The organism is Aquincola sp. J276 (assembly GCF_024700035.1).
Lineage (GTDB): Bacteria > Pseudomonadota > Gammaproteobacteria > Burkholderiales > Burkholderiaceae_C > Aquincola > Aquincola tertiaricarbonis.
In genome coordinates this window covers 2,551,342-2,563,774 of the sequence record NZ_JAJONC010000001.1, presented here as the reverse complement: position 1 = coordinate 2,563,774, position 12,433 = coordinate 2,551,342, and the positions used below count along the sequence as shown (strand labels likewise).

12 protein-coding genes and 1 pseudogene are annotated in these 12,433 nt (G+C 69.7%); 10 read left to right on the top strand and 3 right to left on the bottom strand.

Annotation, left to right across the window (positions count from 1 at the left end):
* Positions 1-54: 54 nt before the first annotated feature.
* The 8 genes from LRS14_RS11740 (at position 55) to LRS14_RS11705 (ending at position 6,859) form a co-directional block, all read left to right on the top strand.
* Positions 55-1,446 (top strand): CmpA/NrtA family ABC transporter substrate-binding protein, encoded by a 1,392-nt coding sequence (locus LRS14_RS11740; RefSeq protein WP_257799641.1) that lies wholly within the window; start codon positions 55-57, stop codon positions 1,444-1,446.
* Positions 1,447-1,450: 4 nt separating this feature from the next.
* Positions 1,451-2,353 (top strand): nitrate ABC transporter permease, encoded by a 903-nt coding sequence (gene ntrB, locus LRS14_RS11735; RefSeq protein ID WP_046112853.1) that lies wholly within the window; start codon positions 1,451-1,453, stop codon positions 2,351-2,353.
* Positions 2,343-3,260, top strand: a complete 918-nt coding sequence (locus LRS14_RS11730) for an ABC transporter ATP-binding protein (RefSeq protein WP_257799640.1) — start codon at positions 2,343-2,345, stop codon at positions 3,258-3,260. The genes ntrB and LRS14_RS11730 overlap by 11 nt, the downstream gene beginning before the upstream one ends.
* Positions 3,257-3,700, top strand: a complete 444-nt coding sequence (gene cynS / locus LRS14_RS11725) for a cyanase (RefSeq protein WP_046112852.1) — start codon at positions 3,257-3,259, stop codon at positions 3,698-3,700. The genes LRS14_RS11730 and cynS overlap by 4 nt, the downstream gene beginning before the upstream one ends.
* 19 nt (positions 3,701-3,719) lie before the next feature.
* Positions 3,720-4,196 (top strand): nuclear transport factor 2 family protein, encoded by a 477-nt coding sequence (locus LRS14_RS11720; protein ID WP_257799639.1) that lies wholly within the window; start codon positions 3,720-3,722, stop codon positions 4,194-4,196.
* Positions 4,197-4,259: 63 nt separating this feature from the next.
* Complete coding sequence (gene upp, locus LRS14_RS11715; RefSeq protein WP_046112850.1) at positions 4,260-4,895, top strand: uracil phosphoribosyltransferase; 636 nt, start codon at positions 4,260-4,262, stop codon at positions 4,893-4,895.
* 17 nt (positions 4,896-4,912) lie between these two features.
* The gene (locus LRS14_RS11710) at positions 4,913-6,193 is read left to right on the top strand and encodes an amidohydrolase family protein (protein WP_257799638.1); all 1,281 of its coding nucleotides are present in this window, start codon (positions 4,913-4,915) and stop codon (positions 6,191-6,193) included.
* Between the two features lie 45 nt (positions 6,194-6,238).
* On the top strand, positions 6,239-6,859 hold the full coding sequence (locus tag LRS14_RS11705; protein ID WP_257799637.1) for a glutathione S-transferase N-terminal domain-containing protein: 621 nt from the start codon (positions 6,239-6,241) through the stop codon (positions 6,857-6,859).
* A 6-nt stretch (positions 6,860-6,865) separates the two neighbouring features.
* Here the strand turns inward: LRS14_RS11705 and LRS14_RS11700 are convergent, their stop codons facing one another.
* Positions 6,866-8,596, bottom strand: coding sequence for an FMN-binding glutamate synthase family protein (locus LRS14_RS11700; RefSeq protein WP_257799636.1), 1,731 nt, complete (start codon positions 8,594-8,596; stop codon positions 6,866-6,868).
* Between the two features lie 136 nt (positions 8,597-8,732).
* On the opposite strand from LRS14_RS11700, the gene LRS14_RS11695 reads away from it, so the two are divergent.
* Positions 8,733-9,356: a glutathione S-transferase family protein gene (locus LRS14_RS11695; protein ID WP_257799635.1), complete on the top strand. Its 624-nt coding sequence runs from the start codon at positions 8,733-8,735 to the stop codon at positions 9,354-9,356.
* Positions 9,357-9,369: 13 nt separating this feature from the next.
* Here LRS14_RS11695 and cueR read toward each other — a convergent pair whose 3' ends face one another.
* Both cueR and LRS14_RS11685 read right to left on the bottom strand, forming a co-directional pair.
* Positions 9,370-9,771, bottom strand: coding sequence for a Cu(I)-responsive transcriptional regulator (cueR, locus tag LRS14_RS11690; RefSeq protein WP_257800457.1), 402 nt, complete (start codon positions 9,769-9,771; stop codon positions 9,370-9,372).
* A 32-nt stretch (positions 9,772-9,803) separates the two neighbouring features.
* Positions 9,804-12,037, bottom strand: a pseudogene (locus tag LRS14_RS11685) (heavy metal translocating P-type ATPase).
* Between the two features lie 151 nt (positions 12,038-12,188).
* Between LRS14_RS11685 and LRS14_RS11680 the strand changes: the two are divergent.
* Entirely contained in the window at positions 12,189-12,392 is a 204-nt protein-coding gene (locus LRS14_RS11680; RefSeq protein ID WP_257799634.1) for a heavy-metal-associated domain-containing protein, read from the top strand.
* Positions 12,393-12,433 lie beyond the last annotated feature (41 nt).

The window sequence follows — 12,433 nt, the reverse complement described above, 5'->3', positions numbered from 1 at the left end:
CCCGCGGGGGTGGCTTCCTAGCATTCAGCTCACCGATCCACCAAGGACACCCCGATGAGCCCAGGCCTCGACCCGTACGACGCAGACCGCCCGCTGCTGATGCGCTGCGCCTGCGGCCAGCATGCTTCTGCGGCCGAACATGGGCAGGCCGAAGCGGCCATCGGCACGCTGAAGGCCCGCAGCGAAAGCGAAGACTTCATCGCCAGCGCCAATGCCTTCATCGAGGCCGCGCTGGTCAAGGCGCTGTTCCCGCAGGACGAGGTGCGCCGGCGCTTCCTGCGTGCAGTGGGCCGTTCCACCGCCATGGCCGCCATCGGCAGCGTGCTGCCGATGGCCAGCCTCCAGGCCATGGCACAGGACAAGGTCGCGCTGGAGAAGAAGGACCTGAAGATCGGCTTCATTCCCATCACCTGCGCCACGCCGCTGATCATGGCGCACCCGCTGGGCTTCTACAGCAAGCAGGGCCTGAACGTCGAAGTGGTGAAGACGGCCGGCTGGGCGCTCATCCGCGACAAGATGCTGAACAAGGAGTACGACGCCACGCACTTCCTGAGCCCGATGCCGCTGGCCATCAGCATGGGCGCGGGTTCCAACCCGGTGCCGATGCGGGTGGCGACGATCCAGAACACCAACGGCCAGGCCATCACGCTGGCCAACAAGCACAAGGACCAGCGCGACCCGAAGCAGTGGAAGGGCTTCAAGTTCGCGGTGCCCTTCGAGTATTCGATGCACAACTTCCTGCTGCGCTACTACGTGGCCGAAGCAGGGCTGGACCCGGACCGCGACATCCAGATCCGCGTGGTGCCGCCGCCGGAGATGGTGGCCAACCTGCGCGCCGGCAACATCGACGGCTACCTGGGCCCCGACCCGTTCAACCAGCGCGCGGTGTATGAGGAGATCGGCTTCATCCACCTGCTGACCAAGGACCTGTGGAACGGCCACCCGTGCTGCGCCTTCGGCACCTCGGCCGAGTTCATCCAGAAGAATCCCAACACCTTCGCCGCCCTGTTCCGCGCGGTGATGACATCGGCCGCGATGGCGCGCGAGCCGAAGAACCGCGAGCTGATCGCGAAGGTGATCGCGCCGCAGGCCTACCTCAACCAGCCCGAGACGGTGCTGGCGCAGGTGCTTACCGGCCGTTTCGCCGACGGCCTGGGCAAGGTGCAGTCGGTGCCCGACCGCGCCGACTTCGACCCCATGCCCTGGCAGAGCATGGCGGTATGGATCCTCACGCAGATGAAGCGCTGGGGCTACGTGAAGGGCGACGTCAACTACAAGCAGCTGGCCGAGCAGGTGTTCCTGCTGACCGACGCCAAGAAGACGATGGAGTCGCTGGACATGAAGCCGCCGGCCGGCGCGTATCCCAAGTTCACCGTCATGGGCAAGGTGTTCGATCCCGAGAAGCCGGACGCCTACGTGTCCAGCTTCGCCATCAAGCGGGCCTGACGCAGTGGCGACGAACACCACGCCGAGCCACCTGAGTCTGCGTGCCGCGGCCTTGTCGCTGGCGCTGCTGGTGCTGCTGCTCGCGGTATGGCAGGTGGCCACGCTGCCGGCGCGCGGGACGGCTCCGGCACCCGCCGCGGCCAGCATGACGGCCGAGGAGATCGAATACGCCAAGCTGATGGGCAAGGACCCGACGGCCGGCGCGGCGGCCTCGCCGGTGCAGAAGTCGGGCTTCCCCACGCCGGCGCAGATGGGGGCCGCCGCCTGGGCGCAGCTGGCCAGCCCCTTCCACGACAACGGGCCCAACGACAAGGGCATCGGCCTGCAGCTGGGCCATTCGCTGGGCCGCGTCGCGCTGGGCTACCTGATCGCGGCCCTGGTGGCCATCCCGCTGGGCTTTGCCATCGGCATGAGCCCGCTGCTGTACCGCGCGCTCGATCCGTTCATCCAGATCCTGAAGCCCATCTCGCCGCTGGCCTGGATGCCGCTGGCGCTCTACACGATCAAGGATTCGAGCGTGTCGGGCATCTTCGTGATCTTCATCTGCTCGGTGTGGCCGATGCTGATCAACACCGCGTTCGGCGTGGCGGGCGTGCGGCGCGAATGGCTGAACGTGGCCCGCACGCTGGAGGTCAAGCCGCTGCGCCGTGCGTTCGAAGTGATCCTGCCGGCCGCGGCGCCCACCATCCTCACCGGCATGCGCATCAGCATGGGCATCGCCTGGCTGGTGATCGTGGCGGCCGAGATGCTGGTGGGCGGCACCGGCATCGGCTACTTCGTGTGGAACGAGTGGAACAACCTCTCGCTGCCCAACGTGATCTTCGCAATCCTCACGATCGGCGTGGTGGGCATGTTGCTGGACCTGATGTTCGCCCGCCTTCAAAAGGCAGTCACTTATGCAGACTGACTTGCTTATACAAGTGCAGGGCCTGGCCAAGGCCTACCCTGGCACTGCCGAGCCGGTGTTCGACCAGGTGAACTTCAGCGTCCGCACCGGCGAGTTCGTCTGCATCATCGGCCACAGCGGCTGCGGCAAGACCACCATCCTCAACGTGCTGGCCGGGCTGGAGCAGGCCAGCCAGGGCGTGGTGCTGATGGACGGCCGCGAGATCGCCGGGCCCAGCCTCGAGCGTGGCGTGGTGTTCCAGGGCCATGCGCTGATGCCCTGGCTGACGGTGCGCAAGAACATCGCCTTCGCGGTGCGCAGCAAGTGGCCGCAGTGGAGCGCCGCGCAGGTGGATGCGCAGGTGGAGAAGTTCGTCGCGATGGTGGGCCTGGCGCCGGCCATCGACAAGAAGCCCTCGCAGCTGTCGGGCGGCATGAAGCAGCGGGTGGGCATCGCCCGCGCCTTCGCCATCGAGCCGCGCATGCTGCTGCTGGACGAGCCCTTCGGCGCGCTGGATGCGCTGACGCGCGGCACCATCCAGGACGAGCTGCTGCGCATCTGCGCCGAGACGCGGCAGACCGTCTTCATGATCACGCACGATGTGGACGAGGCCATCCTGCTGGCCGACCGCATCCTGCTGATGAGCAACGGCCCGCAGGCCCGCGTGGCGGAGGTGGTGGTCAACACCCTGCCGCGCAGCCGCCAGCGCGCCACGCTGCACCACGACCCGCAGTACTACCGCATCCGCAACCACCTGGTCGATTTCCTGGTGGAGCGCAGCCAGGCGCTGTCGCACGGCCGCGCGCCGCCCCAACCACCCGAAGTGCGCCCCGGCCTGCAGGCCGCGGACGCGCCGCACACCGAATACCCACCGGCGGACCCGAAGGTCACGCCCTTCCATCCGCGCAGCAAGGAGCAAGCCGCATGAGCCGCATCGACGTCACCGAGAAGATCATCGCCACCAAGGTGGCCCAGGGCCTGAAGTGGTCCGACGTGGCCGCCAGGGTGGGCCTGAGCAAGGAATGGGTCACGGCCGCCTGCCTGGGCCAGATGACGCTGAATGCCGAGCAGGCCGGCGTGCTGGCCGAGATCTTCGGCCTGACGCCCGCCGAGAAGCAGTGGCTGATGGTAGTGCCCTACAAGGGCAGCCTGCCCACCAGCGTGCCCACCGATCCGCTGATCTACCGCTTCTATGAGCTGGTGAGCGTGTACGGCACCACCTTCAAGGAACTGATCCATGAAGAGTTCGGCGACGGCATCATGAGCGCCATCGATTTCAAGATGGACCTGCAGCGCGAGGCCCATCCCGCCGGCGATCGTGTCAGCATCACCATGAGCGGCAAGTTCCTGCCGTACAAGACCTACTGACGCCACGCAAGGAGACGCCATGGCCGCACCCGAGACCCGCCCGCCCGTTCCCCCCTTCACCGAGGACAGCGCGCGGCAGAAGGTGCGCATGGCCGAGGACGCCTGGAACAGCCGCGACCCCGACCGCGCGGCCGGCGTCTACACCGAAGACACCGTGTGGCGCAACCGCGCGGAGTTTCCGGTGGGCCGCGAGCAGGTGCGCCAGTTCCTGCAGCGCAAGTGGGCGCGCGAGCTGGACTACCGGCTGATCAAGGAGCTGTGGGCCTTCGACGGCCCGCGCATCGCGGTGCGCTTTGCCTACGAGTGGCACGACGACTCCGGCCACTGGTTCCGCAGCTATGGCAACGAGAACTGGCAGTTCAACGCCCAGGGCCTGATGGAGCGGCGCTACGCCAGCATCAACGACCTGCCGATCCGCGCGGAAGACCGGCTGTTCCACTGGCCGCTGGGCCGCCGGCCGGACGATCACGCCGGCCTGTCGGACCTGGGCCTGTAGCGTGCCGCGCGCGTGGCGTCGGCGTATGCTCGCAGCGCATTTGTCTACCGCCCGCACGAGCCCATGAGCCTGCCCCAAGTCCACCACATCACCCACCCGCTGGTTCAGCACAAGCTGACGCTGATGCGCGAGAAGACGCGCAGCACCAGCGGCTTCCGTCGGCTGCTGAACGAGATCAGCATGCTGATGGCGTACGAGATCACGCGCGACATCGGCACGCAGATGATCGAGATCGAGACGCCGCTCGAGAAGATGCAGGCGCCGGTGATCGACGGCAAGAAGACGGTGTTCGTCAGCATCCTGCGCGCGGGCAACGGCTTTCTCGACGGCATGCTGAACGTGGTGCCCGGCGCGCGCGTGGGCCACGTGGGCCTGTACCGCGACCCGAAGACGCTGGTGGCGGTGGAGTACTACTTCAAGATGCCCAGCGACATGCATGAGCGCGACGTCATCGTGCTCGACCCGATGCTGGCCACCGGCAACTCGGCCGTGGCCGCGGTGGAGCGGCTGAAGGAAACCAACCCCAAGAGCATCCGCTTCGTGTGCCTGCTGGCCGCGCCGGAGGGCCTGAAGAACTTCCACGGCAGCCACCCCGACGTGCCGGTGTACACCGCCGCCATCGACCGCGGGCTGGACGAGCACGGCTACATCGTGCCGGGCCTGGGCGACGCCGGCGACCGCATCTTCGGCACCAAGTAGAACGGCCGGCGGTGTCGATGCACGACCTGCTGATCCGCAACGCCACGCTGCCCGACGGCCGTAGCGGGCTCGACGTGCTGGTGCTCGATGGCCGCATCGTGGCGGTGGAGCCGAACATCCAGGCGTCGCCGCAGCTGCCGGTGCACGACGCACAGGGCTGGCTGCTGAGCCCACCCTTCGTCGACGCCCACTTCCACATGGACGCGACGCTGAGCTACGGCCTGCCGCGCGTCAACGCCAGCGGCACGCTGCTCGAAGGCATCGGCCTGTGGGGCGAGCTGAAGCCGCTGCTCACGCCCGAGGCGCTGGTGGAACGTGCGCTGGCCTATTGCGACTGGGCGGTGGCCAAGGGCCTGCTGGCCATCCGCACCCATGTGGACGTGTGCGACGACCGCCTGATGGCGGTGCAGGCGCTGCTGCAGGTGCGCGAGCAGGTGCGGCCCTACATCGACCTGCAGCTGGTGGCCTTTCCGCAGGACGGCGTGCTGCGCGCGCCGAATGCGCTGGCCAACCTGGAGCGTGCGCTCGACCTGGGCGTGGACGTGGTGGGCGGCATACCGCACTTCGAGCGCACGATGGCCGACGGCGCCGAGTCGGTGCGGGTGCTGTGCGAGATCGCGGCCGACCGCGGCCTGCGCGTGGACATGCACTGCGACGAGAGCGACGACCCAATGTCGCGCCACATCGAGACGCTGGCCTTCCATGCGCATCGGCTGGGACTGCAGGGCCGGGTCACCGGCTCGCACCTCACGTCCATGCACTCGATGGACAACTACTACGTGAGCAAGCTGCTGCCGCTGATCGCGGAGGCCGGCGTGCATGCGGTGGCCAACCCGCTGATCAACATCACGCTGCAGGGCCGGCACGACACCTACCCCAAGCGCCGCGGCATGACGCGCGTGCCCGAGCTGATGGCCGCGGGCGTGAACGTGGGCTTCGGCCATGACTGCGTGATGGACCCGTGGTATTCGCTCGGCTCCGGCGACATGCTGGAGGTGGCCGCCATGGGCCTGCACGTGGCGCAGATGACTTCGCAGGCCGGCATGCAGGCCTGCTTCGATGCGGTGACGGTCAACAGCGCGCGCATCCTCGGCCTGGAAGGCTACGGGCTGGCGCCCGGCTGCCGCGGCGACTTCGTGCTGCTGCAGGCCCGCACGCCGGTGGAGGCGCTGCGCCTGCGCGCGCACCGGCTGCTGGTGGTGCGCGGCGGCGCGGTGCTGGCCGAGTCGGCGCCCGTGCGCAGCCTGCTGCAGCTGCCCGGCCGGCCCCCCGAGGTGGACTGGACGCTGGCGCGCTGAGCCCGTGACTAGAATCGGCCGCACAGGGTAGGGGCAGCCAGAACTATGAAACTGATCGGATCGTTGACCAGCCCGTACGTGCGCAAGGTGCGCATCGTGTTGGCGGAGAAGAAGCTGGACTACCAGTTCGTGCAGGAAGACGTGTGGGGCAGCGACGCCATCCTCGCGTCCAACCCGCTGGGCAAGGTGCCCTGCCTGGTGATGGAAGGCGGCGAAGCCGTCTTCGACAGCCGCGTGATCGTCGAGTACGTGGATGCGCTGTCGCCCGTGGGCAAGCTGCTGCCCACCGCCGGCCGCGAACGCGCCGAGGTGCGCACCTGGGAGGCGCTGGCCGACGGCGTGCTGGACGCGCTGATCCTCGCCCGCCTGGAGCAGACCTGGCCCGGCCGCGCCGAGGGCGAGCGCTCGCAGGCCTGGATCGACCGCCAGATGGTCAAGGTGGACGCCTCGCTGAAGGCGATGGCCAAGGGCCTGGGCGACAAGCCCTGGTGCTGCGGCGGCAACCACCTGACGCTGGCCGACATCGCGGTGGGCTGCGCGCTGGCCTACACCGACTTCCGCTTCCCGCAGGTGGAGTGGCGCAGCCAGCATCCCAACCTGGGCAAGTTGCTGGACAAGCTGGCCGCCCGCGCCAGCTTCTCCGACACGGCGCCGCCGACGGCCTGAGCAGGCTCAGGCGGCCTGCGTCGCCTGGCTCGCCTGCGCGGCCTGCGTGGGCGGCATCGGCGGGTTGGCCGCCCGCTCCAGCGCCGGGCCTTCGCCGGTCACCGGCTCGAAGCTCTCGGCCCGCGCCAGCTTCCAGTAAAGGCTGTAGACGGCATGCGGCCAGTCCTCGCGGCCTTCGATGGCGGCCAGCAACTGGCCCGGCCGCAGGAAGGGCAGCTGGTTGATCAGCAGCCGCACCTCGTGGTCGGACACCCGGTGCACGATGTGCGCGGCCGTGATCTGGTTGGGGTGCTTCAGGCCCGCGGCCTGCACCAGTTCCTTCAGTGCTTCCAGCGTGTTGTGGTGGAAGCGGTAGACCCGCTCGGCCTTGTCGGGCACCACCAGCGCCTTCTGGCGCACGGGGTCCTGCGTGGTCACGCCGGTGGGGCAGTGGCCGGTGTGGCAGGTCTGGGCCTGCACGCAGCCCAGCGCGAACATGAAGCCGCGCGCCGAATTGCACCAGTCGGCGCCCAGCGCCATCATCCGCGCGATGTCGAAGGCGCTGATCACCTTGCCGGCGCAGCCGATCTTGATGCGATCGCGCAGGTTCAGGCCCACCAGCGTGTTGTGCACCAGCAGCAGGCCTTCCTGCAGCGGCGCGCCGACGTGGTCGGTGAACTCCAGGGGCGCAGCGCCGGTGCCGCCTTCGGCGCCGTCGACCACGATGAAGTCGGGCACGATGCCGGTGGCCAGCATCGCCTTGCAGATGGCGAACCATTCCCAAGGATGGCCGATGCACAGCTTGAAGCCGGTCGGCTTGCCGCCCGACAGGGTGCGCAGCCGCTCGATGAACTGCAGCATCTGCACCGGCGTGTCGAAGGCGCCGTGGCGTGAGGGGCTGATGCAGGCCACGCCCACCGGCACGCCCCGCGCCGCGGCGATCTCCGGCGTGACTTTCGGGCCGGGCAGCACGCCACCATGGCCGGGCTTGGCGCCCTGGCTCAGCTTCAGCTCGATCATCTTCACCTGCGGGTCGGTGGCGTTGGCGACGAAGCGTTCCTCGTTGAAGGAACCGTCGTCGTTGCGGCAGCCGAAGTAGCCGGAGCCGATCTCCCAGATCAGGTCGCCGCCATGCTCGCGGTGGTAGCGGCTGATCGAGCCTTCGCCGGTGTCGTGCGCAAAGTTGCCCCGCCGGGCGCCGCCGTTGAGCGCCAGCACTGCGTTGGCCGACAGCGCGCCGAAGCTCATGGCCGAGATGTTGAACACGCTGGCGCTGTAGGGCTGCGCGCGGCCGGCGCCGATGGTGATGCGGAAGTCATGGCCGTCGATCCGCGTGGGCGCGATGGAATGGTTGATCCACTCGTAGCCCGGCTGCTTCACGTCCATCTGCGTGCCGAAGGGCCGGTTGTCCGGTTCGCCCTTGGCACGCTGGTACACCAGCGAGCGCTGCTGGCGCGAGAAGGGCGCGGCCTCGTTGTCGCTCTCGATGAAGTACTGCCGCATCTCCGGCCGGATGAACTCCAGCAGGAAGCGCAGGTGCCCGATCACCGGGTAGTTGCGCAGGATGGAGTGCTGCGGCTGGCGCAGGTCGTGCACGCCGATGGCCAGGCCCGCCAGGCCAAGCAGCGCCACCCAGCCGCCGCTGCCGAAGCCGATCCAGGCGAAGCTGCCCAGCAGCGCGGCCACCGCGCAGGCGAACACCGCCGTGTAGCGCACGGGCACATGGCGGTTGACCGCCGAGATCCAGGCAGGGGCCATCGTCGTTCTCTCGGGAAATGGGGCCGCCGCATGGTAGTGGCTGCCCGTAAATCGGCGCGCGCGGATAAGCGGCGGCTTCACCGGCCATGCGGGGCGGTTATCGTCGGGCCGCCATTGCAGACACCCGGAGCTCCCTGTGCTGAAGATCCTCGGCAAATCGCCTTCCATCAACGTGCGCAAGGTGCTGTGGACCTGCGCCGAGATCGGCGTGCCCTACCAGCAGGAGCAATGGGGCGCGGGTTTCCGGCCCACCGACGACCCGGCCTTCAAGGCCCTGAACCCGAATGCGTTGGTGCCGGTGATGGTGGACGGCGAGGCGGTGCTGTGGGAATCGAACACCATCTGCCGCTACCTGGCGCGCCGCCATGGCCGCACCGACCTGCTGCCCACCGACGCCTTCGCCCGTGCCCGGGTGGAGCAGTGGATGGACTGGCAGCTGGGCGACCTGAACAACGCCTGGCGCTATGCCTTCATGGCCCTGGTGCGGCACAGCCCGGCGCACACCGATGCCGCGGCCATCCAGGCCAGCGTGGCGCAGTGGAACGGCCTGATGGCGGTGCTGGACCGCCAGCTGGAGCGCACCGGCGCCTTCGTGCTGGGCGCGGACTTCACGCTGGCCGACGTGGTGCTGGGCCTGGCCACCCACCGCTGGTTTTCGGTGCCGATGGCGCATGCCACCCTGCCGGCCGTGGCCGCCTACTACGAGCGGCTGAGCCAGCGGCAGGCCTTCCTGCTGCACGGGCGCAACGGGTTGCCCTGAGCACGTGCGCGGCTCAGCGCACGGCCTCCGGCGCGGCCAGGGTGTCGAGGATCGGGCAGTCGGGCCGGTCGTCGCCGTGGCAACAGTGCACCAGGTGCTCGAGGGAGGCCTTCATTGCCAGTAGCTCGCGCGCCTTGGCTTCCAGCGCGTCGATGTGGGCCTGCGCCAGGGCCTTGACCTGCCGGCTGGGCCGCTCGCGGTCGCGCCACAGGCCCACCAGCTCGCCGATCTGCGCCAGCGGAAAGCCGAGATCGCGCGCATGGCGGATGAAGCGCAGGGTGTGCACGTCGGCCGCGCTGTACAGGCGGTAGCCGGCCTCGGTGCGTGGCGGCGCGGCCAGCAGGCCGATCTGCTCGTAGTGGCGGATCATCTTGGCCGTCATGCCGCTGGCCCTGGCCGCCTGGCCGATGTTCATGCTCATGCGGGGCTCCTTGCTTGCCATCCGATTCAGGCGCCGGGCCGCCAGCGGCGCAGCAGCAGCGCATTGGCCACCACGCTCACGCTGCTGAAGGCCATGGCCGCGCCGGCGATCATCGGGTTCAGCCAGCCCAGCGCGGCCAGCGGGATGCCCACCACGTTGTACGCGAAGGCCCAGAACAGGTTCTGGCGGATCTTGGCGTAGGTGCGGCGGGAGACGTCGATGGCGTCGGCCACCAGCGCCGGATCGCCCCGCATCAGCGTGATGCCGGCGGTTTCCATCGCCACGTCGGTGCCGGTGGACATGGCGATGCCCACGTCGGCCGCGGCCAGCGCCGGTGCATCGTTGATGCCGTCGCCCACCATCGCCACCACCCCGCCGGCCTCGCGCAACGCCTGCACGGCCTGGGCCTTGTCGGCCGGCAGCACGTCGGCGCGCACCTCGTCGATGCCCAGCGGCTGGGCCACGGCGCGGGCGCTGCCGGCGTTGTCGCCGGTGAGCATCACGGTGCGGATGCCCAGGCGGTGCAGCCGCTGCACCGCAGCCACCGCGGCGGGCTTGACCGTATCGCCGAACGCCAGCAGGCCGAGCGCGCGGGCGCCGCCGCCATGCGCTTCCAGCAGCCAGGACACGGTGCGGCCCTCGCCCTGCAGCCGCTCGGCCTGCGCCGCCAGCGCGCCGGCCTCGGCGCCCGATTCGTCCAGCAGCCGCTGGCTGCCCAGCAGCAGCCGGCGGCCTTCCACCGTGGCCTGCAGGCCGCGGCCGGGCAGCGCCTGCGCGTCGGCCGCGGCAGGCACGGCAGCGCCTGCGCCTGTGCACGGGCGCTGACGGCACGCGCCAGCGGATGTTCGCTGTGCTGCTGCACGGCGGCGCACAGGCGCAGCAGTTCGGCCTCGTCCATGCCGGGCGCGGGCAGCAGCGCCACCAGCGAAGGCTGGCCTTCGGTCAGCGTGCCGGTCTTGTCGAAGGCCACGGTGGTGACGGCGTGCGCCAGTTCCAGCGCCTGCGCATCCTTGATCAGGATGCCGTGCGTGGCCGCGACGCCGGTGCCGGCCATGATGGCCGTGGGCGTGGCCAGTCCCAGCGCGCAAGGGCAGGCGATCACCAGCACCGCCACGGCATTGATCAGCGCCTGCTCCCAGTCGCCGCTGGCCAGCACCCACCCGCCGAAGGTGAGCAACGCGATGCCCAGCACCACCGGCACGAACACCGCGCTCACGCGGTCGACGGTGCGCTGGATCGGCGCCTTGCCGGCCTGGGCCGATTCCACCAGCCGGATGATGCGGGCCAGCGTGGTCTCGGCGCCCACGGCGGTGGTGCGCACCAGCAGGGCACCTTCGCCGTTGATGGCGCCGCCGGTCACGGGCCCGCCTTCGCCACGGGCGGCGGGCAGGCTCTCGCCGGTCAGCAGCGATTCGTCCAGGTGGCTGTGGCCATCCACGATCACGCCGTCCACCGGCACGCGCTCGCCGGGGCGGATCACCACCAGGTCGTCCACCCGCACCTGGCGCACCGGCACCTCGGCTTCCACGCCGTGCCGGCGCACCCGGGCCACCGCCGGGCGCAAGGCATTCAGCGCCCGGATGGCCTCGGTGGTCTGGCGCTTGGCGCGCTGCTCCAGCCACTTGCCCAGCAGCACCAGCGTGATGACGGTGGCGGAGGCCTCGAAGTACAGGTGCGGCATGCCGCCGCCGTGCGCCGCATGTCCGCCCGCCACGGCCATCAGGTAGACCGACAGGCCGTAGGCGGCCGAGGTGCCCAGGGCCACCAGCAGGTCCATGTTGCCGCTGCCGGACAGCGCCGCCTTGACACCGGCGCGGTAGAAGCGCCAGCCCAGGACGAACTGCACCGGCGTGGCCAGCGCCAGCTGCCAGGCCGCGGGCAGCACCGCCTGCACCCCGAAGGGCGCCAGCAGCATCGGCAGGATCAGCGGCAGCGTGAGCAGGGCAGCCAGCGCCACCGGCCACCAGCCCGGCAGGCCGCCGGGGGCCGAAGCCGCGGCGCCGGCGGCTTCGGCGTCTTCCAACACCGGGCTGGCCTCGTAGCCGGCCTTTTCCACCGCCGCCTGCAGCGCCTGCGGCTGCACGCCATCGCCGGCTTGCACGGTGGCGCGCTCGGTGGCGATGTTGACGCTGGCCTCCTGCACGCCCGGCACCTTCTTCAGGGCCTTTTCCACCCGCATCACGCAGGAGGCGCAGGTCATGCCGCCGATCTGCAACTGGAATTCGTGGGACGGCGCGGCGGTGGTGGTGGCTGACGACATGGCGGGGGACTTCCGAGGCAGGTTCTGGCAGCCAGTGTGAACCTTGCCATCATGGCAAGGTCAAGCCAAGGCCCTACCCCGCGTACCGCGCTTGACCTTGCCACGAGGGCAGGGTTCAAGCTGCAGGCTTCCTTACCCACCGGAGTTCTCCATGATCAGCTTTGAAGTGAACGACATGAGCTGCGGCCACTGCGTGCAGGCCATCGCCCAGGCGGTACAGCAGGCCGATCCCGGTGCGCAGGTCCAGGTGGACCTGGACGCGCACCGCGTTCAAGTGCAGCCGGTGGCGGCCGATGCATCAGTGCTGCGCGCCGCCATCGAGGAGGCGGGGTACACGCCGGTGGCGGCGGCCTGAGGGGGCTGCCAACCCCTAAAAGCCCGCTGACGGGCTTGTGT

Bases quoted from the DNA above. Each gene is read 5' to 3' on its own strand.
- LRS14_RS11680 (WP_257799634.1), top strand. From the start codon at position 12,189: ATGATCAGCTTTGAAGTGAACGACATGAGCTGCGGCCACTGCGTGCAG.
- LRS14_RS11710 (WP_257799638.1), top strand. From the start codon at position 4,913: ATGCACGACCTGCTGATCCGCAACGCCACGCTGCCCGACGGCCGTAGC.
- LRS14_RS11705 (WP_257799637.1), top strand. From the start codon at position 6,239: ATGAAACTGATCGGATCGTTGACCAGCCCGTACGTGCGCAAGGTGCGC.
- LRS14_RS11720 (WP_257799639.1), top strand. From the start codon at position 3,720: ATGGCCGCACCCGAGACCCGCCCGCCCGTTCCCCCCTTCACCGAGGAC.
- upp (WP_046112850.1), top strand. From the start codon at position 4,260: ATGAGCCTGCCCCAAGTCCACCACATCACCCACCCGCTGGTTCAGCAC.
- LRS14_RS11730 (WP_257799640.1), top strand. From the start codon at position 2,343: ATGCAGACTGACTTGCTTATACAAGTGCAGGGCCTGGCCAAGGCCTAC.
- LRS14_RS11740 (WP_257799641.1), top strand. From the start codon at position 55: ATGAGCCCAGGCCTCGACCCGTACGACGCAGACCGCCCGCTGCTGATG.
- cueR (WP_257800457.1), bottom strand. From the start codon at position 9,771: ATGAACATCGGCCAGGCGGCCAGGGCCAGCGGCATGACGGCCAAGATG.
- LRS14_RS11700 (WP_257799636.1), bottom strand. From the start codon at position 8,596: ATGGCCCCTGCCTGGATCTCGGCGGTCAACCGCCATGTGCCCGTGCGC.
- cynS (WP_046112852.1), top strand. From the start codon at position 3,257: ATGAGCCGCATCGACGTCACCGAGAAGATCATCGCCACCAAGGTGGCC.